Source organism: Microbacterium sp. bgisy207 (assembly GCF_057706855.1).
In genome coordinates this window covers 15,317-38,481 of sequence record NZ_JBYIPB010000012.1, presented here as the reverse complement: position 1 = coordinate 38,481, position 23,165 = coordinate 15,317, and the positions used below count along the sequence as shown (strand labels likewise).

The 23,165-nt window shown below is 67.4% G+C and carries 23 protein-coding genes; 13 read left to right on the top strand and 10 right to left on the bottom strand.

The genetic code is table 11. The annotated features are described in order from the left end of the window. Window positions 1-34: 34 nt before the first annotated feature. Together trpS and AC3ENO_RS11970 are read right to left on the bottom strand one after the other, a co-directional pair. Window positions 35-1,039: a tryptophan--tRNA ligase gene (trpS, locus tag AC3ENO_RS11975; RefSeq protein WP_434970844.1), complete on the bottom strand. Its 1,005-nt coding sequence runs from the start codon at window positions 1,037-1,039 to the stop codon at window positions 35-37. A 43-nt stretch (window positions 1,040-1,082) separates the two neighbouring features. Continuing rightward, window positions 1,083-1,931 carry an exodeoxyribonuclease III gene (locus tag AC3ENO_RS11970; RefSeq protein WP_434970843.1) on the bottom strand — a complete coding sequence of 283 codons (849 nt, stop codon included), beginning with the start codon at window positions 1,929-1,931 and terminating at the stop codon, window positions 1,083-1,085. 87 nt (window positions 1,932-2,018) lie between these two features. Between AC3ENO_RS11970 and AC3ENO_RS11965 the strand changes: the two genes are divergently transcribed. Beyond that, window positions 2,019-2,675, top strand: a complete 657-nt coding sequence (locus tag AC3ENO_RS11965) for a DUF1345 domain-containing protein (protein WP_434970842.1) — start codon at window positions 2,019-2,021, stop codon at window positions 2,673-2,675. Window positions 2,676-2,690: 15 nt separating this feature from the next. Here the strand turns inward: AC3ENO_RS11965 and AC3ENO_RS11960 are convergent, their stop codons facing one another. From AC3ENO_RS11960 to sdhC, 6 genes are all read right to left on the bottom strand, one after another. Next, a complete protein-coding gene (locus AC3ENO_RS11960) occupies window positions 2,691-3,920 on the bottom strand; it encodes a YihY/virulence factor BrkB family protein (RefSeq protein ID WP_434970841.1) in 1,230 nt (409 codons plus the stop codon). 9 nt (window positions 3,921-3,929) lie between these two features. Then, a complete protein-coding gene (locus tag AC3ENO_RS11955) occupies window positions 3,930-5,144 on the bottom strand; it encodes an MFS transporter (protein ID WP_434970840.1) in 1,215 nt (404 codons plus the stop codon). 179 nt (window positions 5,145-5,323) lie between these two features. Then, a complete protein-coding gene (locus tag AC3ENO_RS11950) occupies window positions 5,324-6,118 on the bottom strand; it encodes a succinate dehydrogenase iron-sulfur subunit (RefSeq protein ID WP_434970839.1) in 795 nt (264 codons plus the stop codon). A gap of 2 nt (window positions 6,119-6,120) precedes the next feature. Then, on the bottom strand, window positions 6,121-7,926 hold the full coding sequence (sdhA, locus tag AC3ENO_RS11945; protein ID WP_434970838.1) for a succinate dehydrogenase flavoprotein subunit: 1,806 nt from the start codon (window positions 7,924-7,926) through the stop codon (window positions 6,121-6,123). A 47-nt stretch (window positions 7,927-7,973) separates the two neighbouring features. Then, complete coding sequence (locus AC3ENO_RS11940) at window positions 7,974-8,432, bottom strand: succinate dehydrogenase hydrophobic membrane anchor subunit (protein ID WP_434970837.1); 459 nt, start codon at window positions 8,430-8,432, stop codon at window positions 7,974-7,976. Further along, the gene (gene sdhC, locus AC3ENO_RS11935) at window positions 8,432-8,866 is read right to left on the bottom strand and encodes a succinate dehydrogenase, cytochrome b556 subunit (RefSeq protein ID WP_434970835.1); all 435 of its coding nucleotides are present in this window, start codon (window positions 8,864-8,866) and stop codon (window positions 8,432-8,434) included. The genes AC3ENO_RS11940 and sdhC overlap by 1 nt, the downstream gene beginning before the upstream one ends. 232 nt (window positions 8,867-9,098) lie before the next feature. On the opposite strand from sdhC, the gene AC3ENO_RS11930 reads away from it, so the two are divergent. The 10 genes from AC3ENO_RS11930 (at window position 9,099) to AC3ENO_RS11885 (ending at window position 20,070) form a co-directional block, all read left to right on the top strand. Further along, window positions 9,099-10,214 carry a mannose-1-phosphate guanylyltransferase gene (locus AC3ENO_RS11930; protein ID WP_434970834.1) on the top strand — a complete coding sequence of 372 codons (1,116 nt, stop codon included), beginning with the start codon at window positions 9,099-9,101 and terminating at the stop codon, window positions 10,212-10,214. A gap of 159 nt (window positions 10,215-10,373) precedes the next feature. Next, window positions 10,374-11,483, top strand: coding sequence for a BMP family lipoprotein (locus AC3ENO_RS11925; protein ID WP_434970899.1), 1,110 nt, complete (start codon window positions 10,374-10,376; stop codon window positions 11,481-11,483). Between the two features lie 125 nt (window positions 11,484-11,608). Beyond that, complete coding sequence (locus AC3ENO_RS11920; protein WP_434970833.1) at window positions 11,609-13,129, top strand: ABC transporter ATP-binding protein; 1,521 nt, start codon at window positions 11,609-11,611, stop codon at window positions 13,127-13,129. Beyond that, window positions 13,126-14,421: an ABC transporter permease gene (locus AC3ENO_RS11915; protein WP_434970832.1), complete on the top strand. Its 1,296-nt coding sequence runs from the start codon at window positions 13,126-13,128 to the stop codon at window positions 14,419-14,421. The genes AC3ENO_RS11920 and AC3ENO_RS11915 overlap by 4 nt, the downstream gene beginning before the upstream one ends. Beyond that, window positions 14,418-15,719 carry an ABC transporter permease gene (locus AC3ENO_RS11910; RefSeq protein ID WP_434970831.1) on the top strand — a complete coding sequence of 434 codons (1,302 nt, stop codon included), beginning with the start codon at window positions 14,418-14,420 and terminating at the stop codon, window positions 15,717-15,719. Before AC3ENO_RS11915 ends, AC3ENO_RS11910 begins: the two co-directional genes overlap by 4 nt. Before the next feature lie 65 nt (window positions 15,720-15,784). Continuing rightward, window positions 15,785-16,186 (top strand): cytidine deaminase, encoded by a 402-nt coding sequence (locus AC3ENO_RS11905; RefSeq protein ID WP_434970830.1) that lies wholly within the window; start codon window positions 15,785-15,787, stop codon window positions 16,184-16,186. After that, the gene (locus tag AC3ENO_RS11900; RefSeq protein ID WP_434970829.1) at window positions 16,183-17,481 is read left to right on the top strand and encodes a thymidine phosphorylase; all 1,299 of its coding nucleotides are present in this window, start codon (window positions 16,183-16,185) and stop codon (window positions 17,479-17,481) included. Before AC3ENO_RS11905 ends, AC3ENO_RS11900 begins: the two co-directional genes overlap by 4 nt. A gap of 44 nt (window positions 17,482-17,525) precedes the next feature. Continuing rightward, window positions 17,526-18,641, top strand: coding sequence for an adenosine deaminase (locus AC3ENO_RS11895; protein WP_434970828.1), 1,116 nt, complete (start codon window positions 17,526-17,528; stop codon window positions 18,639-18,641). 92 nt (window positions 18,642-18,733) lie between these two features. Next, window positions 18,734-19,270 (top strand): PadR family transcriptional regulator, encoded by a 537-nt coding sequence (locus AC3ENO_RS11890; RefSeq protein ID WP_434970827.1) that lies wholly within the window; start codon window positions 18,734-18,736, stop codon window positions 19,268-19,270. Further along, on the top strand, window positions 19,270-20,070 hold the full coding sequence (locus AC3ENO_RS11885; protein ID WP_434970826.1) for an alpha/beta fold hydrolase: 801 nt from the start codon (window positions 19,270-19,272) through the stop codon (window positions 20,068-20,070). Before AC3ENO_RS11890 ends, AC3ENO_RS11885 begins: the two co-directional genes overlap by 1 nt. 39 nt (window positions 20,071-20,109) lie before the next feature. Here AC3ENO_RS11885 and AC3ENO_RS11880 read toward each other — a convergent pair whose 3' ends face one another. After that, the gene (locus tag AC3ENO_RS11880; protein WP_434970825.1) at window positions 20,110-20,232 is read right to left on the bottom strand and encodes a hypothetical protein; all 123 of its coding nucleotides are present in this window, start codon (window positions 20,230-20,232) and stop codon (window positions 20,110-20,112) included. A 169-nt stretch (window positions 20,233-20,401) separates the two neighbouring features. Further along, window positions 20,402-22,309, bottom strand: a complete 1,908-nt coding sequence (locus AC3ENO_RS11875) for a BglG family transcription antiterminator (RefSeq protein WP_434970898.1) — start codon at window positions 22,307-22,309, stop codon at window positions 20,402-20,404. 242 nt (window positions 22,310-22,551) lie between these two features. Between AC3ENO_RS11875 and AC3ENO_RS11870 the strand changes: the two genes are divergently transcribed. Together AC3ENO_RS11870 and AC3ENO_RS11865 are read left to right on the top strand one after the other, a co-directional pair. After that, window positions 22,552-22,869 carry a PTS sugar transporter subunit IIB gene (locus AC3ENO_RS11870; RefSeq protein ID WP_434970824.1) on the top strand — a complete coding sequence of 106 codons (318 nt, stop codon included), beginning with the start codon at window positions 22,552-22,554 and terminating at the stop codon, window positions 22,867-22,869. Between the two features lie 20 nt (window positions 22,870-22,889). Beyond that, window positions 22,890-23,165 (top strand): HPr family phosphocarrier protein, encoded by a 276-nt coding sequence (locus AC3ENO_RS11865; protein ID WP_229382444.1) that lies wholly within the window; start codon window positions 22,890-22,892, stop codon window positions 23,163-23,165.

The following is a 23,165-nucleotide window of genomic DNA, read 5'->3' as shown; positions in this document are numbered from 1 at the left end:
GTGACGGTCTGGTGATCGCTGCGCTGCGGGCTGCTCAGGCGCGGCGCAGCAGCCCGATCCGGTCGTAGACGTCGCCGAGGGTCGAGCGTGCGACGGACTCAGCGCGCGCGGCGTTCGAGGCCAGGACGCGGTCGAGTTCGGCCGGGTCATCGAGCAGCTCGAGCGCTCGGGCCCGGACCGGCTCGAACTCACTCACGACGACGTCGGCGAGACCCTTCTTGAAGTCGCCGTAGCCGCGGCCCGCGTACTCGTCTTCGATCGAGGGGATCTGCCGACCGGTGAGGGCAGCATAGATCACGAGCAGGTTCGAGACGCCGGGCTTGTTCTCGCGGTCGTATCGCACCGAGCCCTCGCTGTCGGTGACGGCGCGCATGACCTTCTTGGCGCTCTTGGCGGGCTCATCCAGAAGCCACAGCACGCCGGCATCCGACTCCGCCGACTTCGACATCTTCGCTGTCGGGTTCTGCAGATCGTAGATCCGGGCGGTGTCTTGCTGGATGACGGGCATCGGAACGCGGAAGGTCGTGCCGTACCGACCGTTGAAGCGCTCAGCGAGGTCGCGCGTGAGCTCGACGTGCTGCTTCTGGTCGTCACCGACGGGCACGATGTCGGTCTGGTACAGCAGGATGTCGGCCGCCATGAGCACCGGGTAGGTGAACAGGCCCACGGATGTGGCATCCTGCCCGTACCGCTGCGACTTGTCTTTGAACTGGGTCATCCGACCCGCCTCGCCGAAGCCGGTGAGGGTCGACAGGACCCACGCGAGTTCGGCGTGCGCGGACACGTGCGACTGCACGTACAGCGTCGACTTGGACGGCTCGATGCCCGCCGCGATGTACTGGGCCGCGGTGCGCCGGGTCTTCTCGCGCAGTTCGGCCGGATCGTTCGGCTGTGTCAAGGCATGCAGGTCGACGACGGAGAAGAACGCGTCATACGACAGCTGCAGTTCCCGCCACTGCATGAGCGCCCCGATGTAGTTTCCGACCTGGAGGGAGTCGGCGGACGGCTGCATTCCGGAGTACAGGCGGGGCTTGGTCACCCGTCAATCCTAGGGCGCCTCGTGGTGAGCGCCGCCGGCCCGGTCAGCGACCGATCGTGTAGTCGACCACGACCGGCGCATGATCGCTCCAGCGCGTGTCCCACGACGGTGCTCTATCGATCCGGTATGCCGTTACCCTCTCGGCCAGCGGAGCGGTGGCGAGGTGGTAGTCGATGCGCCATCCGGTGTCGTTGTCGAAGGCTTGTCCGCGGTTGGACCACCAGGAGTACGGTCCGTCGACCTCGCCGGCGAAGCGTCGTCCGACATCCACCCACCCGAGCCCGATACCGGTGGTTCCGTCGATGCACTCGATCTCGGCGCCCTCGGGGGCGAGGATGCGGTCGAAGTATGCGCGCTCGCGGGGGAGGAACCCGGCTTTCTTCAGGTTGCCCTTCCAGTTGCGGATGTCGAGCTGGCGGTGACCGACATTCATATCGCCCATCACCACGGCGAGCGGGGAGTGCGCGGCCAGCTGGGGGAGGCGTGCCTGCATCGCGTCCAGGAACGCGTACTTGGCGTCCTGCTTCGGGGTACCGTCCTCGCCGGAGTGGACATAGGCGCTCACCACCGTCAGGGTCTCGCCGTCGATATCGAAGTCTGCCTCGATCCACCTCCCCGACTGGTCGAGAGGCTCGGGGCCCAGCACGGTGCGGACTGCCCCCGCATCCTTCCGGCTTGCCACTGCGACACCCGATCGGCCCTTCTGGAGCGACTCGTGGTGCACGATCCGCCACCCGGGCAGCGCCGCGGTCAGCTGTTCCTCGTTTGCGCGGACCTCCTGCAGGGCCATGATGTCGACGTCTGCCTCCTCGATCCACTCGAGCATTCCCTTTCGGGTCGCGGCGCGGATGCCGTTGACGTTGACGGAGGCGATGCGGATGGTTCGTGGCACGCGCTTCAGCCTAGGCGTCGTCACCGACACGCTGCCCCGCGCTACGCTCTGAGCACCCGCAGACCGGCATCCGATTGTGAGGCGACAGTGCCACGACCGCCGCTCAGCCGCGCCTGGCGTGCTGCCGTCTTCGTGACCGGCTGGATCATCCAACTCGCCGTTGCCGCGACCGGTGTCGTCGTGATCGGTGACGATTCGATCGAAGCACTCCTGGTCTGGTGTCTCGCCGGCTCGGCGTATGCGCTGGGGGCGATGGTCGTGCTCGGCATCCTGGCGCGACGAAACGCACCGGCACCCAGCACCGTGGCGATCGAAAGGAACTGGTGGGTGAGCGTCGTGGTCGCGGCCGTCACGATTCTCCCGAGTTTCATAGGCGTCGTGGCGGCATTCACGGTCGTTGTCTACGACGACGGATCCGACTACGGGATCGTCTTCCGCCTTATCGGAGTCTGGGCGATGGTGCTCTCGTGGGGTCTGCTGCACTGGGGGTTCGCACAGTGGTACATGTACCGCTATCGCACGGCCGAAGAACCACCGCTGCGATTCCCGAAGACTCCAGAACCGTCGATCGTCGACTTCACCTATCTCGCCTTCACGATCGGCACGACGTTCGCCGTGTCGGATGTCGAGACCCACTCGTCACGCATCCGGTGGCTGATGACGCTGCACTCGGTCATTTCGTTCTTCTTCAACGGTGCGATCATCGTGTTCGCGCTGAGCCGGTTGACCACGTTCGGGTCCTGACCGGCGCGGGGCGGCCTAGATCACGCCGTCGAGCGAGCTGGGGCTGCGCAACGCGGGCGGCGCTGATGCCTCCACTTCGTGCAGCTCCTCTTCGGCACGGCGCACGTTGCGGGCCGCTGCCCATCGCGCATGCCATGGCGCGGCGTCTTGCGCTTCCTGGGCGGTGCGCAGCCGCACCTGGGCGGCGAGCAGCAGCGCCGCGTGTTCCTCGGCCAGCTGCTCTGCCTCGGTCTTCTCGAGCAGCGGGATGTTCTCGTCGCGGGCTGAGATGGCGATCCAGGACGCACCGACGAGCATGATGATGCCGATGAGCCGAAACCACAGCAGCAGGCCGACGAAGATCGCGAAGGTCGCGAGCAGGGCGTTCGTCGGCGTGTAACTGAGCAGCCATCCGGCGCCGAGCTGGAGCACCGTGACAGCGGCTCCGGCTAGCAGGGCTCCGGGCCAGATGGTGCGCCAGCGCAGGTTCGTTCCGGTGAGGAACCGGTAGAGCGCCGCCAGCGCTGCGGCGTTGATGGCGAAGGAGATGAGAAGGGTCGCGGTGCGCACGCCGATCGAGAACCAGACCGAATCGGTGTCGAGCCCGAGGAATGAGAAGACGATGTCCAGCGCCCATGTGCCTGCGGCGCCGAGGGCGCCACCAACCAGCAGCAGGATGCCGAACAGTGCCGCCGCCAGAAGGTCGCCGCTCTTGAGCAGCAGGTAGGGGCGCCGGTCAGGGGGCAGTACGAAGATCTCGCGGACAGCGCGCCGCGAGAACGTCACCCAGCCGATCGCGGTCCAGATCAAGGTGACGAGAGCTATCGCACCCGTGATCCCGAACAGACTCGCCGAGTTGGTGGCGATCTCCGCCACGGCATCCGGGGTGATCGGCCCGTCCTTGTCGATCAGTCCCGGGATGTATCGGTTGATGAGCTCGATGAGGTTCTGGATGGCCTCTTCGCTGCCGCCGAGCCAGAGCCCTGCGAGGGCGAAGGCGACGTATACGGCGGCGAAGATCGCGAACAGTGCCTGATAGCTCACTCCCGCGGCGAGGAGAAAACCATTGGCGATCAGGAAGTGACGCCAGACCCGAACCGGAAACCATGCCAGCGTCCGTTTGGTGACCCGCGTCGCAAACGAGATCGGCTCTTCGAATCGTGTGAGCAGACGCTCCTGAGTCTCTTCCCACCGCGCACGCAGGGTCTCTTCCTGCTGCTGTGCCGCGCGAGCGGTCTCGCGGCGATTGCGGTCGGGCGAACTCACGTTCTCAGGCTATCGAGCATCAGACGCGGCATCCGTCTCGACCGTGCTGCGCGAATCCGTGCGGAACCAGCCGACCACCGACAGGGATGCTGCGAGTACCGCCGCGGGGATGAGGAACGCGAGTGCAAGCCCCGGACCGTCGGCGAGCAGGCCGACGATGACGGCGCCGAGGATCGCCCCCGCGTAGTTGAAGATGTTGACCCGTGCAATCACCTGATCGGAGTGGGCGGGGGCGAGCTCGCCCGCCGCGCCGAAGGTCACGGGGATGAGGATGCCGGTCGCCGCCCCCGCCAGTGCGAAGCCGGCGATTGCGGCGATCTCGAACGGCAGAATCGCGACTGCCACAACGCCGACCACCGACACGACGATGGCGCCTGCGACGAGGCGCCTCCTGCTCATGACTCCGAGGAGCCGGTCGGTCGCGAGGCGGGTGATGAGGACGCACACCTGGTAGGCGGCATACCCGAGAGGGGCGAGCCCAGGGAGAGCGCCGAGGTCATCTTGCAGATAGACCGTGCTCCAGGTGCTCACTGCCGAATCGACGACGAACACGGCCAGAATGACGAAACCGAATGCCCAGATGCCCGCCCGGGGGAGCCGAGCGCGCTCCGCCGCGGGAAGCGCCCTATCGATCGGCACTTCGCGAGCGAACAGACGGATGCCGACCACAGCGACGACGAGGATCGCAACGCCAGCCGTCCCGATCGCCACGCCCGCAGCGAAGGGCGAGGCCGCGATGGCAGACACGAGGAGGGCTCCCGCGATCGCGGCAGCGGTGTAGGCCGAGAAGAAGCCGCCGAGGAGGGGTCTGCCGTGTGCGCGCTGCACGATGACGCCCTGCATCGCGGTTGCGGCATCCACGCAGCCGAGGCCGATGCCGTAGACCGCGAAGAGCGAGGCGAAGAGGGGGAACGGGGTCGGGAGCGCGATCGCGGGGAGGGCGGCTGCCTGAAGGAGGAGGCCCACAACGAGTGCGGTGCGGCTTCCGAATCGCACAGCGAGGGCGTTGGCGAGCACGGAACCACCGGCGGCAGCGATCGCAACACCCAGAACGATCAGCGTGACGACAGTGTCATCGACTCCCTGGCGCTCCTTGAGCGCGGGGAGGGAGGTGACGACCACGGCGTATCCGAGTCCCTGAGCCGCGTACGCGGCGAACACGGCGACGCGCGTGGATGTCGATCGCGCAGCGCCGACGGTGAGTGGCGCCTCTGGCGTGCTCATTCGGCCAGAGTAGCGAGCAGAGCCCTGGTGGCCGAGAAGAATCTCAGATGCTCAACGCGGCTCGACGCCCTGCGTGGGCATCAAAGCTTGCCGCGCCGCTGGTGCGGCCCGGCTCAAGGCTTGCCGCGCCGCTGGTGCGGCTCGGATCAGGCTCTCCCGCGCCGCTGGTGCGGCTCGGATCAGGCTCTGCCGCGAAGCACCGCCTGCTTGACCTCAGCGATCGCCTTCGTGACCTCGATCCCGCGCGGGCATGCCTCGGTGCAGTTGAAGGTCGTGCGGCAGCGCCACACGCCCTCCTTGTCGTTGAGGATGTTCAGGCGGACGCCGGCGGCGTCATCGCGCGAGTCGAAGATGAAACGGTGCGCGTTGACGATCGCCGCAGGACCGAAGTACTGGCCGTCGGTCCAGAACACCGGGCACGACGAGGTGCACGCTGCGCACAGGATGCACTTGGTGGTGTCGTCGAAGATCTCGCGGTTCGCGATCGACTGGATGCGTTCCTTGCCCGGCTCGGGGGCGGAGTTTGAGATCAGGAAGGGCTGCACGTCGCGGTAGGAGGCGAAGAACGGCTCCATGTCGACGATGAGGTCCTTCTCCAGGGGCAGACCCTTGATCGCCTCGACATAGATCGGCTTGGAGATGTCGAGGTCCTTGATGAGCGTCTTGCACGCGAGGCGATTGCGGCCGTTGATCCGCATGGCGTCGGAGCCGCAGATGCCGTGGGCGCACGAGCGCCGGAAGCTCAGCGATCCGTCGACCTCCCACTTGATCTTGTGCAAAGCGTCCAGCACGCGGTCGGTCGAATAGAGCTCGACGTCGTAGTCGACCCAGCGAGGCTCCGCGTCGACCTCAGGGTCGAACCGGCGGATGATGAACGTCACCAGGAACGACTGAATGCCGGTGGGCTCGGGGGACTGCTCGATGTCGCCCTGCGCGTCGGTGGCGGCATCCGTGGAGACAAGCGTCGCGCTCATCGTCAGTACTTCCTCTCCATCGGCTGGTAGCGGGTGATCACGACGGGCTTCCAGTCGAGCCGGATGTGGTCATCCGCGACCGACGAGTGCGGGTCGCCCGTCAGGTAGGCCATCGTGTGCTGCATGTAGTTCTCGTCGTCGCGCTGCGGGTAGTCATCGCGCATGTGACCTCCGCGGCTTTCCAGACGGTTGCGGGCGGCCACGACGACGACCTCGGCAATGTCGAGGAGGAATCCGAGTTCGACGGCCTCGAGCAGGTCGGTGTTGAAGCGCTTGCCCTTGTCATCGACGTGGATGTTGCGGTACCGCGCACGCAGTTCCTCGATGACGCCGAGGACGTGCTTCAGGGACTCCTCGGTGCGGAACACCTGGGCGCCCTTGTCCATCTCGTCCTGCAGCTTCTTGCGCAGCACGGCGATGCGTTCCTGACCGGGGTTGTTCCGCAGGCCCTCGATCATCTCGCGCACGCCCGCAGCGGGGTCCTCGGGAAGGTCGACGAACTCGGCGGTCTTGACGTATTCGACCGCGTAGCGGCCCGCGCGCTTCCCGAAGACGTTGATGTCCAGGAGCGAGTTGGTGCCGAGGCGGTTGGATCCGTGCACCGACACACAGGCGCACTCGCCGGCGGCGTACAGACCCGGGACGACGGTCTCGTTGTCGGCGAGCACTTCGGCCTTGATGTTGGTGGGGATGCCACCCATCGCATAGTGCGCCGTCGGCATGACCGGGACAGGCTCGACAACGGGGTCGACACCCAGATAGGTCCGAGCGAACTCGGTGATGTCGGGGAGCTTGGTCTCGAGGACCTCCGCGCCCAGGTGCGTGCAGTCCAGGAGCACGTAGTCGCGGTGCGGTCCGGCGCCGCGACCCTCCGCGACCTCCTGCTGCATGCAGCGGCTCACGATGTCACGCGGAGCGAGGTCCTTGATCGTGGGGGCGTAGCGCTCCATGAAGCGTTCCCCGCTCGCGTTGCGCAGGATGGCGCCCTCGCCGCGGGCGCCCTCGGTCAGCAGGATGCCCAGGCCCGCGAGCCCGGTCGGGTGGAACTGGAAGAACTCCATGTCCTCCAGGGGGAGGCCCTTGCGCCAGACGATTCCGACACCGTCACCGGTGAGGGTATGGGCGTTGGAGGTCGTCTTGTAGATCTTCCCGAACCCGCCGGTGGCGAAGATCACCGCCTTGGACTGGAACACGTGCAGGTCGCCGGTGGCCAGCTCGTAGGCCACGACGCCGGCGATCTGGGTCTTGCCGTCGGCATCCTTCACCGTGATGAGGTCGAGCACGTAGAACTCGTTGAAGAAGTTGATGCCGAGCTTGACGCAGTTCTGGAACAGCGTCTGCAGGATCATGTGTCCCGTGCGGTCTGCCGCGTAGCAGGCACGACGCACGGGGCTCTTGCCGTGGTCGGCGGTGTGCCCGCCGAATCGGCGCTGGTCGATCTTCCCGTCGGGTGTGCGGTTGAAGGGCAGGCCCATGTTCTCGAGGTCGATGACCGCGTCGATGGCTTCCTTCGCGAGGATCTCCGCGGCATCCTGGTCGACGAGGTAGTCGCCGCCCTTGACGGTGTCGAAGGTGTGCCACTCCCACGAGTCCTCTTCGACGTTCGCAAGCGCGGCCGCCATGCCGCCCTGGGCTGCGCCGGTGTGCGAACGCGTCGGGTAGAGCTTCGTGATGACCGCGGTCTTCGCGCCGGGTCCTGCCTCGATGGCGGCGCGCATGCCAGCGCCTCCGGCGCCGACGATCACGATGTCGAACTGGTGGTAATGAACGCCGTCCTTGACGACGCTCTCGGCGCTCTGAGTAGTCACGGGTGCTGTGCTTTCGATGTCAGTGCTGTCGATGGTCTGCGCTGCGATTACGCGGCGCAGAGGCCGATGATCGTGTCCGAGGCGGTGGCCGGGTCGAAGCCGAGGCACGGGTCGAAGGTGAACACGACCAGCGTGCCCAACAGGATGAGGAGTCCCGCCGTCACCCAGATCGCCGCGACGAGCACCTTGCGGGCGGTGGCGTGGGTGACGTAGTCGTTCGTGATGGTCCGCATCCCATTGGCGCCGTGGATGAGGGCGAGCCACAGCATCAGCACGTCCCACCACTGCCAGAAGGGGTTGGTGAGCTTGCCGGCCACGAACGCGAAGTCGATCGCGTGGATGCCGTCACCGACCATCAGGTTCACGAACAGGTGCCCGAAGATGAGCACGACGAGCACCACGCCGGATGCCCGCATGTAGATCCAGCCCCACTTCTCAAGGTTCACGCCACGGCGACGCGGCGCGGTGTACGACGTGCGGGGTTCGGCGATCGAGGGTGCGCTCATCAGTGACCGCCTCCCATCGGGCTGAAGACATTGATGAGGTGGCGCGGTGTGAACCCGATCATCGTGACCGCCCACAGGCCGATCACGATCCACCAGAGCTGGCGCTGGTACCGGGCGCCCTTGGACCAGAAGTCCACGACGATGATCCGCAGGCCGTTGTAGGCGTGGTAGGCGATCGCGCCGACGAGCAGGACCTCGCCGATCCCCATGATCGGGTTCTTGTAGGTGCCGATCACCGCGTTGTACGCCTCGGGCGAGACGCGGATGAGGGCGGTGTCCAGGATATGGACCAGAAGGAAGAAGAAGATGGCGACGCCGGTGATGCGATGCAGAACCCACGACCACATGCCCTCGTGGCCGCGATACAGCGTTCCTCGAGGGGTCCTGGAGGTGGTTTCGGATACCGACGGTGTGACGCGTGCTGGTGCAGACACGGACGTCCTCCCTGGATCGAACACGAGCGGGGCGGTCGATGCCCCAACGGGAACCCGCAGGTTCCTCGGCGTCACTCGGGCGCGGATCCCATCCTATTGTGCCGCGCGGGCGCTCGGCTCTTAGGGGACCCTTATTTCGGCGGGGGTGCGGTCGGCGGTCCGGAGTGCGGACGCGCCGCGGGCGTCACCGCTCGGACACATGCCGGAAAGGCGCGCCGGGTAGCCTGGGGCCATGTCCGAGGTGATCCCCGACTTCTACGCCGTCATTCCGGCGGGCGGCATCGGCAGCAGGCTCTGGCCGCTCTCGCGTGCCGACGCCCCGAAGTTCCTGCACGACCTCACGGGGTCGGGGCATTCGCTGCTGCGCGACACCTGGGACCGGCTTGAGCCGCTCGCCGGAAGCGAGCGCATCGCGGTGGTCACGGGCCGGGCCCACCGCGCTGCCGTCGAAGCGCAACTGCCCGGGGTGCCTGACCGCAACGTCTTCCTGGAGTCCGAGCCCCGCGATTCGACGGCGGCTATCGGTCTGGCTGCGGCGGTGCTGGTGCGTCGTGAGCCGGACGTCATCGTCGGATCGTTCGCGGCTGATCACGTCATCCGCGTTCCCCACCTCTTCCAATGGGCCGTTCGTCAGGCCGTCGCCGTTGCCCGGCAGGGCTACATCTGCACGATCGGCATCCAGCCGTCGGAACCGTCGATCGGTTTCGGCTACATCAAGAAGGCCGACGAACTCATCGTGGACGGCGCACCTGAAGCTGCCACTGTCGAGCGCTTCGTCGAAAAGCCTGACCTCGAGACGGCGCGCTCCTACTTCGCCGACCGGTCGTATCTGTGGAACGCCGGCATGTTCATCTCGCGCGCGGACGTGCTGCTCGCCGAGATCGAGGCGAACAACCCGGAACTGCACGCCGGCCTGATGGAGCTGGCCGACGCATGGGACGATCGCGACCGGCGTGGACCGGTCGTCGATCGGGTCTGGCCCGGCCTGACGAAGATCGCGATCGATTACTCGGTCGCAGAGCCCGCGGCAGAGAAGGGCCGACTCGCCGTCATCCCGGGCCACTTCGACTGGGACGACGTCGGAGACTTCGCCAGTCTGGCCAAGCTGAACTCCCACGGACGCAAGAACGACCTCGCCATCCTCGGCGAGAACGCGCGGATCCTCTCGGATGCCTCCAGCGGCATCGTGGTGTCTCAGACCCCGAGAGTCATCGCCCTCATCGGGGTGCAGGACATTGTCGTCGTCGACACGCCCGATGCGCTGCTGGTCACCACGAGCGCGCACGCGCAGCGCGTCAAGGGCGTCGTCGACGCGCTCAAGCTCGGCGGACGCGGCGACGTGTTGTGAGGGGCTGATGGTAGGCCGACGCCGTGCGGATGACGCCTCTATTGCGGGTTTGTAACCATTGCCCCGCGGCGGCAGTTCCGGCATGCGGCGAGGCGCGCGCGTAGGTAGATTCTCCTGATGCACCCGCCGTCTGGGCGGGCCCTTCACCTGGAGGCACAGTTGACCATTTCCACCCGTAAGCGCGTGCTCGGCGGCCTCGTCGCCGCGAGCATGTTCGTCGCTCTCGCCGGCTGCGCGTCGGCCCCCACTGACACGGAGACCACGGCCGCTGCCGGCGGCGACGTCGTCGAAGGCTTCCTGCCCTGCATGGTCTCCGACGCCGGCGGATTCGACGACAAGTCGTTCAACCAGCTCGGCTACGAAGGCCTCGAGCGGGCCGCGAACGAGCTGGGCGTCGAGTTCCTGACCGTGCAGTCCGACTCCGAGTCCGACTACGCGCCGAACCTCACCAACCTGGTCGACCAGGGCTGCTCGATGATCATCACCGTCGGCTTCGCGCTCGCGTCGGCTGCCGGTGAGTCGGCCCTGGCCAACCCCGAGATCGAGTACGTGTCGATCGACGACGTCGTGGACAACGACTTCGATGGCGAGACCGACGCTCCCAACATCAAGCCGATCATCTTCGACACCGCACAGGCCGCGTTCCTCGCCGGCTATGCCGCGGCGTCGTACTCGACCGCGGGCAAGGTCGGCACCTTCGGTGGCATGAACTTCCCGACCGTGTCGATCTTCATGGACGGCTTCGCCCAGGGCGTCGAGTACTACAACGAGCAGAACGGCGCTGCGGTCGAGGTCATCGGCTGGGACCGCGAGGCTCAGGACGGTGTGTTCACCGGTGGCTTCGTTGCCAACCAGGACGCGATCAACGCCGCCCAGGGCATCGTCGACCAGGGTGTCGACGTGCTGCTGCCCGTCGGTGGCCCGATCTACCAGAGCGCCGCGTCCGTCATTCGTGACTCGGGCCGCGACATCGCCCTGATCGGTGTCGACGCCGATGTGTACGAGACCGACCCGACCGTGGCAGACCTGCTGCTGACCTCGATCCGCAAGCTGATCGACGTGGGTGTCGAGGAGGCTGTCCTTGGCGCCGGCATCGGCGAGTTCGACGCAACGCCGTTCGTCGGCACGCTCGAGAACGGTGGTGTGGGCCTGGCTCCGTTCCACGACTTCGAGAGCAAGGTCTCGCCCGACCTGCAGGCCGAGCTGGACGAGATCGCCGCGGGCATCATCGACGGCTCGATCCCGGTCGAGTCCTACCTCGCGGGCTGATACCCTCGCGCGGCGAGGAGGCTGGGTGTCCAGCCTCCCCGCCGCTGTCGTTACACCCCTCATCTCTCGCCCGTCGACCACGCAATTCGGTGCGTCGACCCGACCTGTCTCCTAGGATCGGCATCATGAAGCTCGAACTCCGCGGGATCACCAAGCGGTTCGGCAGCCTCGTCGCGAACGACCACATCGATCTCGTGGTAGAGCCGGGAGAGATCCACTGTCTCCTCGGTGAGAACGGCGCAGGCAAGTCAACGCTGATGAACGTCCTGTACGGCCTGTATCAGGCCGACGAGGGCACGATCCTCCTCGATGGCCATGTCCAGAACTTCCACGGGCCCGGCGACGCGATGCGCGCGGGTATCGGCATGGTGCATCAGCACTTCATGTTGATCCCGGTGTTCACTGTCGCGGAGAACGTCATGCTCGGACAAGAAGCCACCAAGGTCGGTGGCTTCCTCGACATCAATGCTGCACGCCAGCGCGTGCGGGAGATCTCGGAGCGATTCGGTTTCGACGTCGACCCCGACGCGATCGTCGAAGATCTTCCGGTCGGCGTGCAGCAGCGCGTCGAGATCATCAAGGCGCTTTCGCGAGATGCGAAGGTGCTCGTCTTCGACGAGCCGACTGCTGTCCTGACTCCGCAGGAGACCGATGAGCTCATGGCAATCATGCGCCAGCTCAAGGAGTCGGGCGCATCGATCGTGTTCATCACGCACAAGCTGCGCGAAGTCCGCGAGGTCGCCGATCGGATCACCGTCATTCGCCTCGGCAAAGTTGTGGGTCAGGCATCCCCCGACTCCTCCAACGCTGAGCTCGCGTCGATGATGGTGGGCCGTGCGGTGGAGCTCACCGTTCACAAGGACCCGCCGCAGCTGCGGGACTCGGCACTCGTGGTGTCGCACCTGTCGGTCCTCGACCCGACGGGTCATCCCATCGTGGACGATGTCAGCTTCGAGGTGCGGGGCGGAGAGATCCTCGCGATCGCCGGCGTCCAGGGCAACGGGCAGACTGAGCTCACGGAGGCCCTCGTCGGGCTGCAGGGCATCGTGCGCGGCTCGGCCACACTCAACGGCACGGAACTGATCGGCCGCAGCGTTCGCGGCATCCTGGATGCCGGCGTCGGCTTCGTTCCCGAGGACCGCAAAGAAGACGGCCTTGTCGGCGCGTTCACGATCGCCGAGAATCTCATGCTCGACCGAGCGCACGGGGCGCCCTTCGTCAAGGCGGGGACCGTTCAGCGAGCTGCGCTCGCCGCGTTCGCGCAGGAGAAGTTCGAGGAGTTCGATGTCCGAGCCCCGGGGATCGAGACGCCAGTCGGCACGCTCTCGGGAGGAAACCAGCAGAAGGTCGTGCTCGCCCGCGAACTCAGCCGCGAGCTCTCGCTCCTGGTGGCGGCCCAGCCCACCCGAGGGGTGGACGTCGGGTCCATCGAGTTCATCCACAAGCGGGTGGTGCAGACCCGCGACGCCGGCATCCCCGTCGTGGTTGTCTCCACCGAGCTCGACGAGGTGGCCGCACTCGCAGATCGGATCATGGTGATGTATCGCGGGCGCATCGTCGGCATCGTCCCGGGCGACACGCCGCGCGATGTCCTGGGCCTCATGATGGCCGGCGAGACTCCCAGTACGGAAGGAGCTGCCGCATGAGCGCGACGGCACCCGAGCCCACGCGCAGCTCGACCGCGAAGGTCGACGAGGTTCCGCCGCCGGGCAAGTGGCACGAGACCTTCCGCCAGATCACCCAGGGGAACGCGATCATCTCGGTGCTCGCGGTCTTCCTCGCGCTGCTCGTCGGCGGAATCATGATCGCCTTCACCGACGAGGACGTGCAGGCGGCGTCCGGGTACTTCTTCGCGCGACCGATGGACACCATCGTCGCGGTGTGGGATGCCGTCAGCGGCGCCTACATCGCCCTGTTCCAGGGGGCGATCTACAACTTCAACGCACCGAGCTTCGAGCGGGCGATCAAGCCGATCACCGAGACGCTGACGTTCGCGACGCCACTCATCGCCGCCGGCCTCGGCGTGGCGCTCGCCTTCCGCATCGGCATGTTCAACATCGGTGGTCGCGGCCAGATGCTCATGGCATCCGCCGCCGCCGGGTGGGTGGCTTTCTCACTTGACCTCCCGTGGGGCATCCACATGATCGTGGCGCTCATCGCGGGCCTGATTGCTGGCGCGCTGTGGGCAGGCATCGCGGGCTTCCTCAAGGCCCGGACCGGGGCCCACGAGGTCATCGTGACGATCATGCTCAACTACATCGCGTTCTACCTGATCTCGTGGATGCTGCGCACTCCGGGCCTGCTGCAGGCACCGGGATCGAGCAACCCGAAGACGCCGGCGATGAAGGACACCGCGGTCTTCCCCGACCTGCTCGGACCGTCGTACAACCTTCACTTCGGGTTCATTCTCGTGATCGGTGCGACGGTGCTGGTCTGGTGGATCCTGTCGCGATCGAGTCTCGGTTTCCAGTTCCGCGCGGTCGGAGAGAACCCCAATGCGGCACGGGTGGCGGGAATCAAGGTCACCAGCATGTACGTCTACGGGATGCTGATCTCGGGTGCGCTCGTCGGTCTTGCCGGTGTCAACCAGGTCCTTGGCACCGTGACCACCGGGTTCTCTGCCGACATCGACGCGGGCATCGGATTCGATGCGATCACTGTGGCGCTGCTGGGGAGGTCTACGCCGTGGGGAACCTTCGCCGCGGGAGTGCTGTTCGGCGCATTCAAGGCGGGTGGATACTCGATGCAGGCCGCCGAGCAGATTCCGGTCGAGATCGTCACGGTCGTCCAGGCTCTCATCGTGCTGTTCATCGCGGCGCCGCCCCTGGTGCGCACGATCTTCTTCCTCCCCTCGCCCGAGCGTGACCGCCGGAAGCGGGAGAAGGCGCGACAGAAGCAGCTGAAAGCAGAAGCCCGCGCCGAGGGAGGTGTCGCGTGAGCACGACGGCATCCCCGACAGGTGAGGGTACGGTCCCGATCGCGCCCCTCGCCACCACGCAGCCGGAGAAGCTGCGTAGCTGGAAGGCTCCGATCGCCCTCGCGATCTTCACCGCGTTGTTCGTCATCCTGCTGGTTGCCGCGCCGCGGGAGGGGGTGACGACCTTCCGGCTCTCGACGGCGACGGATGCCGTTCAGTTGCCTGAGCTGGTCGTTCCGGTCATGGCCACGGCGTGGGTGTGTGCCGCGCTCCTGGTGCTGCTGACCGCGGCATCCGCCTTCTTCGTCCGCGCCTACGCTCGCTCGCCGCTGTGGGTCGTCATCGTCTACATCTTCGCGATCGTGGTCGGGTTCCTCACCTGGGCCGCGGCGGGCGCCGCAATTCCCGTGACGGGTCTTCTCGCGGGGTCTCTCGGACTCGCGATCCCGCTCATCTACGGCGCCCTGGGCGGAGTGATCGGCGAGCGCGCCGGCATCGTGAACATCGCGATCGAGGGTCAGTTGCTCGCTGGCGCCTTCACCGCCGCCGTCGTGGCCTCCGCGACCCGTCAACCGATCCTGGGCCTACTCGCCGCGATGGTGGCCGGCATGCTGGTGGCGTTCGTGCTTGCGGCCTTCGCGATCAAGTACCTCGTCGAACAGGTCATCGTCGGTGTCGTGCTCAACGTCCTCGTGATCGGCCTGACGAGCTTCCTCTACTCGCAGGTGCTCCAGCCCAACGGCGCGACGCTCAACAGCCCGCCCCGTTTCGATCGGATGCCGATCCCGCTGCTGGCTGACATCCCGGTCGTCGGGCCGGTGCTGTTCAATCAGACGATCATCGTCTACCTGATGTACATCGCCGTCGCGGCGGTGTACGTGGGGATGTTCCACACCCGCTGGGGCCTGCGCCTGCGTGCCGTCGGTGAGCACCCGCAGGCCGCCGATACCGTCGGAATCAAGGTCAACGCGACCCGGTTCTGGAACGTGCTGCTCGCTGGTGCCATCGCCGGCCTCGGCGGCACCGTGTTCACCATCGGCAACGGGATCGCCTTCAACAAGGAGATGACCGCCGGAGCGGGCTTCATCGCCCTCGCCGCTGTCATCTTCGGACAGTGGGACCCGATCAAGGCGACGCTTGCCGCGCTGCTGTTCGGATTCGCGTCGAGCCTCCAGAACACCCTCAGCGTCATCGGGTCGCCGGTGCCCAGCGAGTTCATGCTCATGCTGCCCTACGTGGTGACGATCTTCGTCGTCGCCGGGGTGGTCGGGCGCTCTCGGGCGCCCGCCGCCGACGGCAAGCCCTACATCAAGGAATAGCGAGGTCACTCGTCGCCGCCGGTCCGTCGGCGGCGGCGAGGCCTGCCCGAGTTCGGAGGAGCATCATGACCGACATCGACTGGGAGGGACTGCGCGCTGAAGCCGTTTCGGCGATGCGTCGCGCCTATGCCCCGTACTCGAACTACTCCGTCGGTGCCGCAGCGCTCGTCGACGATGGCCGCACGGTCTCGGGGTGCAACGTCGAGAACGCGTCGTACGGCGTCGGCCTCTGCGCCGAGTGCGGGCTCGTTTCGAACCTGCACATGACCGGTGGCGGCAGGCTCACGGCCTTCGTCTGCGTCAACGGCCAGGAAGAGATCATCATGCCCTGCGGACGGTGCCGCCAGCTGCTGTACGAACACTCCGCGCCCGGGATGCTGCTGCACACCGTGTCAGGCATCCGTACGATCGACGAGGTGCTGCCTGACGCCTTCGGCCCGCGCGATCTCGAGGAGGCACGCGCATGACCGACACGCAGATCGAGCCGTACGACGCCGTGGACGTCATCCGTATCAAGCGTGACGGGGGCGCGGTCCCCGAGCCGGAACTGCGGTGGATGGTCGACGCCTACACGCGCGGCTACGTCGCGGATGCCCAGATGGCGGCCTTCGCGATGGCGACGCTGCTCAACGGGATGGAGCGCGACGAGATCCGGGTGATGACCGACGCGATGATCGCGTCGGGGGAGCGGATGAGTTTCGCGGGCCTTGGCAAGCCCACGGTCGACAAGCACTCCACCGGCGGGGTGGGCGACAAGATCACGCTGCCGTTGGCGCCGCTGGTGGCATCCTTCGGTGTCGCGGTGCCACAGCTGTCGGGGCGCGGCCTCGGGCACACCGGCGGAACGCTCGACAAGCTCGAGTCGATCCCCGGCTGGCGCGCGTCACTCACCAACGCGGAGCTCACCGCGCAGCTGCGGGATGTCGGTGCCGTGATCTGTGCCGCCGGGTCGGGCCTTGCCCCCGCCGACAAGAAGCTCTATGCGCTGCGCGATGTCACCGGGACCGTCGAGGCGATCCCGCTCATCGCCTCGAGCATCATGTCCAAGAAGATCGCCGAGGGCACCGACTCGCTGGTGCTGGACGTCAAGTTCGGGTCGGGAGCGTTCATGCGCGATGTCGACCGGGCGCGGGAGCTCGCTCGGACGATGGTTGCGCTCGGCGCCGACTCGGGAGTCGCCACGACCGCGCTGCTCACGAACATGGACACGCCGCTGGGCCTGGCCATCGGCAACGCGAACGAGGTCCGCGAGTCCGTCGAGGTGCTCGCCGGAGCAGGCCCGGCGGATGTCGTCGAGCTCACCGTCGCCCTCGCGCGCGAGATGCTCGCTCTGGCCGGGCAGCCCGATGCCGATGTCGAGGCGGCGCTGGCCGACGGCCGGGCGATGGACACTTGGCGTGCGATGATCCGCGCTCAGGGCGGCGACCCGGATGCCGACCTTCCCGTGGCTCGCGAGACCCACACCGTGACGGCGCCGCGGGCGGGTGTGGTGACCCGCATGGAGGCGCTGCCGTTCGGAGTGGCCGCCTGGCGGCTCGGGGCAGGGCGCGCCCGCGCCCAGGACCCCGTGATCCACGCTGCCGGCATCGATCTGCACGCCAAGCCCGGCGACCTCGTCGCCGCCGGCGCGCCGCTGTTCACGCTTTCGGCCCAGGACGCGGCCCGGTTCGCGCGCGCACTGGACGCGCTCGAGAACGCGTGGGAGATTGGTGACGCCGAGGTTCCGAGCGCGCCGCTGGTTCTCGAGCGCATCACAGCCTGAGCAGGTCTTCTCCCCATTCCCCCACGCCAGCGCAAGGAGCCCTCATGTCGATCGATCAGCACGGTGACGCCGTCCTCCAGGGGATGTCGATCCGCGCCCTCCCCAAGGTGTCGCTGCACGACCACCTCGACGGCGGAGTGCGGCCCGCGACGCTCCTGGAATTGGCTGACGAGATCGACCTCGAGGTGCCCGAAGAGACGGCGGAGGACCTCGCCGAGTGGATTGCCGAGCGCTCGGACTCGGGCTCGCTCGTCGAGTACCTGAAGACCTTCGACCTCACGACCGCCGTCATGCAGACTCGTGAGGGGCTCACACGAGTCGCGCGGGAGTTCGTCGAAGACCTCGCCGCTGACGGCGTGATCTACGGCGAGGTGCGGTGGGCACCCGAACAGCACCTGTCGCGAGGCCTGTCTCTCGAGGAGGTCGTGGAGGCGGTGCAGGACGGCATCGAAGAGGGTGAGGATGCCGCGGAGCAGGCCGGTCACGACATCCGTGTCGGCCAGCTGATCACCGCGATGCGCCACACCGACCGCTCACTCGAGATCGCACGCCTCGCCGTCGACTGGCGTGAGCGCGGCGTCGTCGGGTTCGACATCGCGGGCCCCGAGGAGGGCTTCCCTCCCTCTCGTCACCGTGCCGCTTTCGACTACCTGGCCGGCGAGTTCTTTCCCGTGACGGTTCATGCCGGGGAGGCTGCCGGGGTGGACTCGATCCGGTCGGCGCTCCTTGACGGTCGGGCCCTGCGCCTGGGGCACGGGGTGCGGATCGCGGAGGATCTGGATGTCGTCTCCCGAGCCGGTGACGAAGTCCTCGTCCAGTTCGGAGATCTTGCCCGCTGGGTACGAGACCGCGAGATTCCCCTTGAGCTGTCGCCCAGTTCGAACCTGCAGACCGGCGCCATCTCGACCTGGGGTGACGAACTCGGCGACCACCCCTTCGACCTGCTCTACCAGCTCGGGTTCTCGGTCACGGTCAACGTCGACAACCGCACCATGAGTCGGACGTCGCTCACGCGTGAGCTCGCCCTGCTCGCCGAGACGTTCGAGTACGACCTCGACGACCTGGAGGTGTTCCAGCTCAACGCGGCGGCCGGTGCCTTCCTGCCGGTCGAGGAGCGTGAGGAACTCATCGAGCTCATCGGCGAGGGCTTCGACCGCTGACGCTGACTCCTGCCGGACCCCGTGGGTCGGCGGGTCCGTCGCGCCCCGATCCATACTTGCGTCGTCATATATATGTGTGATCTTATATAGGCGTGTCGCTGGAGTTCACGATTCTGGGCCTGTTGGATCTCGCCCCCATGACGGGGTATGACCTCAAGAAGACCTTCGACGGCTCCGTCGCGCATTTCTGGGCAGCGGATCAGGCACAGATCTACCGCACCCTGACGAAGCTCGTCGGCTCCGGAGCCGTCGAGGTGGAGATCGAACCGCAGGCGGGGAAGCCGGACCGTCACGTGCATCGCATCACCCCGCACGGTCGCGCCCTCCTCTCACGGTGGCTGGTGTCACCGCTCGACGAGGAACGCACCCGTGATCCCTTCCTTGCGCGCATCTTCTTCTCCGGTCGGGAAGACCCCTCCGTCGCGCTCGGAATCCTCGCGCAGCGTCGCGAGCAGACCGCCGGAAGACTCTCGGCTCTGCGCTCCCTTTCCGCCCCCAGCGACACGCCCGACCAGCGGATGCGTGCGCTCACGCTGCAGTACGGCATCCGTGCCCTCGAAGCCGAGCTGTCATGGCTCGATGAGGCAGAGCGCGCGCTTCGGTCGGCGCCCTGGGCGAGAGGATCCTGATGCACATCGACGAGCGGCGGGCGCCCGGCGGTGCCTCGGACGAGCAACCGCTGGCATCCGTGCTGTTTCTGCACGGGGGGAACGTGGCGGGGTGGATGTGGGACGAGCAGGCCGATGCGCTGCCGGCGTACCACGCTCTCATTCCCGACCTGCCCGGCTTCGGCAACTCGAACGACGAACCCTGGGCGGGGATGCCGGCGGTCGCCGATGAGCTCGCCCGGAGAGTCCGAGAGCGGGCGGTCGGTGGTCGCGTGCACATCGTGGGGCTCTCACTCGGCGGCATCCTGGGTCTGACGTTCTGCGCGCGCCATCCCGACCTCGTACGTAGCGCCTTCCTATCCGGGGTGACGACCAGACCGATCCGGGGACTCGTGGCAGTGTCGGCCCGTGCGCAGGTGAGTCTGTGGGGATGGCGCGGCTACTGGCAGGGGCTCGCGCGGGCCTACGGCATGCCCGCCGATGCGCTCGACAGGTTCGTCGAGACGGGGCTCGGGATCGACAAGGCGTCGGCGCGACGGATGATGAACGAGGTGTATCGGGGGATGACGGCACAGACCCTGGAGTCGGTGAGAGATCTGCAAGCTCCGGTGCTCGCGGTCGCGGGGGAGCGCGAGCCCGCCGTCATCCGTGACAGTCTTGCCGACGTCGCCCGATACGCGCCCGCCGCGCAGACAGCCCTCGTACCGCGCATGCACCACGTGTGGAGCGCGGAGGATCCGGAGTTGTTCCACCGAACGCTGCGCCACTGGCTCGAGACGGCGACTGTCTCGCCCGAACTCATCCCGCACGTGCGCAGCTGAGCAGGCGCGCAGCGGCGCCGACCTGCGACCCTTGCCGGGCTAGCGTCGGTGGTCGGTCTGGAGGAACCTATCGATCTCGGATGTCAGGGCATCTGCCATCGCGACGTCGGAGATCGTCGGTGTTCCGTCGCCGGGCTGCACTCCGTAGTTCCCGACGCCCACGGATCGACTTTCGCGCCCGGCACGAAGACCAGACCGTCGCCGGACCCACCGTCAACGGGAGCGAGCACGATGGCGGCTGCGCTCCACCCCGCGATGCGCCTCGCGCGCCGGCGTCGGGGCCGCGGGCCGGAGTCCTCATCCACCCTCTGAGCGTACCGAGCGCCGTGCGTCAGCCGTCGATGACGGCTGCCAGTTCGTCAAGGAACCCGGCGAGGTCGGTGGATCGCCGCACGATGCGTTGAACGCTCTCGCGCTCCGAGAACACCTCGACGAACTGCTCGAAGACCGTCTGGAACGCGGCTCGATCGGACTCCGAGAACGCGACGAGCGCGACGACCTGGACACGCGAGTCGCCCCACGTGATCGAGCTCTCGGAGACGCCGACAGAGATCGCCGTGCGTGTCGCCGTCATCCCGATCGCGTGCGGAACCGCAAGCGCATCCGTGAACGCGGTCGATGACAGGTGCTCGCGGTGGATCGCGCGTTCGATGTAGTCCTGATCGATGACGCCCTCGTCGACCAGCGGGGCTCCCAGAAGGCGGATGGCGTCCTCCTCGCTTCCCGCCGCGGCAAGCTCCCGGCTGAATGCTCCGGCGACGAAGTAGCGAGCGAGATCGGCGCGGAGCCGAGCCAGGCGCCGACCACGTCGGATGCGGCTCGCCGTCGTCTGCACGCGGTCGACGTCGCTTTCGGTGAGGAACGGCTGCACCCGCACGATCCGGTCCGACGGGGCCGGCGGGTCGATGGTCGAGAGCACGAGGTCGGTGTGGATCGCCTCCCAGTCGGGATCCGCGCGCGTGTCGACGCCGACGACCTCGATGGCTCGGCCGAGCGAGCGGTCGACGCTGGAACGGAGCAGCTCGTGCAGTTCGTAGTAGCCGGGGCACACGATGGTTGCCGTCAGGAGCTGCTCGCTGCGGCGACTGCGTTCGAGCCGCCCGCCGACGTGCATCGCGATGTACGCGATCTCGTCGTCCAGGAGGGGAATCCCGAGCCGGTCGTGAAGCTGCCCCGCGATGAACACCGCGACCTCGAAGACCATGGGGTAGCTGGTCTTCAGAGAGCGGGTCAGCGGGTTGCGCGACCACGCTTGGGCTGCAGCTCGCTGCCTCAGGTTCTGCACGTGAAGCGACAGTCGCATCACGAAATCCTCGTGCGCGATGTCCACGAGGAACTCGGATGCCGCGTCCTGCACGATCTCGCGGACGATCTGCTCGAGCTCCGGGTCGAGGTTCTCGCGTGCCCGCTCGCTCGGCGCCGCCGCGCCCGGGGCCACGACGCGGGTCAGGACGAGGATCGCCAGGTGGTCGAGGTCACCATGTCCGAGCGTCACGCCCGTATGCTCCCTCACCAGCGCGTCGAGGACCTCGGCGACCGCGCGACGGTCTTCCGAGACCGGTGGGCCGCCGGCGGCTTCGAGCGTGCGTCCCTGGGAGGCGCGATCCGCAGTGATCGCGATGTGCATCAGCACGTCCGCGATGCCGAACTCGTTGACGTAGTAGCCCAGATCCCCCATGCGAGCCACCAGAGCAGGCTTGAAGGGGCCGAACACGTTGGCGCCCATGGAGGACCCGCCGAGGGACCGCCGCAGCGCGTCGAAATCGAAGGCCCCGGCTTCCATCTCGTCATGAGCGAGCGAGCTCAGCAGGCGCCGCTGGGCGACTTCGGCGCCGCGAAGCCGAGCGGTCGATGCCGACCGCTCCAGCGAGATGCCGGTGCCGCCCAGCAGACTGCGCACCCGCCCGAGATCGGCCTCCAATGTTGCAGGGCTGACGTGGAGTTCATCGGCAGTCTCGAACACGTCGATGCCGTCGGGGTCGTTCAGGAGGGCGCGGACGAGCGTGTGGAGCCGGTCGCGAGGTGTTCCGGCATCCGCCGCCGCCGAGGCCCGTAACGCCGCGGCGGCGTCCACACCGGCTCGATACCCGGAGGGTCCCGACTCGATCGCCGCCCCCGAAGGGACCCGTGCGTTGACGGCGGTGACGTACGAACGGATGCTGCGCGGAGTGACGCCGAGCGCGTCGGCGAGGGTCGCGGCAGTGACCCAGTCGCCCTCGCGGACGAGCAGGCTCAGCATCCGGTCTTGTCGTGGTCGTGTCACCGAACTCCTCGGGCGAGGTCGCGCCCGACGCGTCCTCGACGGTGTCAGTCAATCACGCCGAGCGCCGTGGCGGGGCGCGGTGTCCGCGCGGGGGCCGAGGGATGCCGTCCTCGCAGGCCACGCCCCGTGCCCCAAACACCCTTCCGCCCCCGCGGAAAAAGGACTGGTTGTTGCCTCTCAGCGTTCTCACAAGAATCGATCGCGAAGGAGGCGGGTCGATGAGGATCCTGGTGGTCTGCGGCGCGGGAGCGTCGAGCACGTTCGTCGCACAGCGGCTGCGAAACGCCGCCGCGCGCAGTGGTCTGCACGCGGAGGTCGCTGCGGGAACCGAGGACACCCTCGGGACCCTGGCCGAGCCCGTCGATGTCGTGCTCGTGGGCCCGCACCTGGAGTCCGCGTTCGCGCGAATCCAGGATGCGGTCGGCGCAACGGGCGCGATCACCGTCCTGCTTCCGAGGGATGCGTTCGAGGACCGCGACGGTTCGCGGATCCTCGAAATCGTCACCGCGGCACGCGCCTCATCCGTCACCGAATAGCCCGTTCCAGGGAGGGAACCATGTCTCAGATCACTCGCACGGTCCGCATCGGCTCGTCGCACGGCCTGCACGCTCGTCCGGCGAAACTGTTCGCGCAGGCCGCGAAGGACGCGGGCATTCCCATCACGATCGCGAAGGATGCCGGAGCCCCGGTCAACGCCGCGAGCATCCTCGGGGTCATCTCGCTGGGTGTGGAGCACGGCGACTACGTGACGCTGACGGCGGACGGTGACGGCGCCGAGGCGGCCCTGGACACCCTCAGCGAGCTGCTGACCACCGACCACGACGCGGCCTGA

Excerpts from the sequence above, each read along its gene's own strand:
- AC3ENO_RS11885 (WP_434970826.1), top strand. The coding sequence starts at position 19,270 with ATGCACATCGACGAGCGGCGGGCGCCCGGCGGTGCCTCGGACGAGCAA.
- AC3ENO_RS11905 (WP_434970830.1), top strand. The coding sequence starts at position 15,785 with ATGACCGACATCGACTGGGAGGGACTGCGCGCTGAAGCCGTTTCGGCG.
- AC3ENO_RS11915 (WP_434970832.1), top strand. The coding sequence starts at position 13,126 with ATGAGCGCGACGGCACCCGAGCCCACGCGCAGCTCGACCGCGAAGGTC.
- AC3ENO_RS11875 (WP_434970898.1), bottom strand. The coding sequence starts at position 22,309 with ATGCTGAGCCTGCTCGTCCGCGAGGGCGACTGGGTCACTGCCGCGACC.
- AC3ENO_RS11870 (WP_434970824.1), top strand. The coding sequence starts at position 22,552 with ATGAGGATCCTGGTGGTCTGCGGCGCGGGAGCGTCGAGCACGTTCGTC.
- AC3ENO_RS11920 (WP_434970833.1), top strand. The coding sequence starts at position 11,609 with ATGAAGCTCGAACTCCGCGGGATCACCAAGCGGTTCGGCAGCCTCGTC.
- AC3ENO_RS11900 (WP_434970829.1), top strand. The coding sequence starts at position 16,183 with ATGACCGACACGCAGATCGAGCCGTACGACGCCGTGGACGTCATCCGT.
- AC3ENO_RS11940 (WP_434970837.1), bottom strand. The coding sequence starts at position 8,432 with ATGAGCGCACCCTCGATCGCCGAACCCCGCACGTCGTACACCGCGCCG.
- AC3ENO_RS11950 (WP_434970839.1), bottom strand. The coding sequence starts at position 6,118 with ATGAGCGCGACGCTTGTCTCCACGGATGCCGCCACCGACGCGCAGGGC.
- AC3ENO_RS11895 (WP_434970828.1), top strand. The coding sequence starts at position 17,526 with ATGTCGATCGATCAGCACGGTGACGCCGTCCTCCAGGGGATGTCGATC.
- AC3ENO_RS11930 (WP_434970834.1), top strand. The coding sequence starts at position 9,099 with ATGTCCGAGGTGATCCCCGACTTCTACGCCGTCATTCCGGCGGGCGGC.
- AC3ENO_RS11865 (WP_229382444.1), top strand. The coding sequence starts at position 22,890 with ATGTCTCAGATCACTCGCACGGTCCGCATCGGCTCGTCGCACGGCCTG.
- AC3ENO_RS11955 (WP_434970840.1), bottom strand. The coding sequence starts at position 5,144 with ATGAGCACGCCAGAGGCGCCACTCACCGTCGGCGCTGCGCGATCGACA.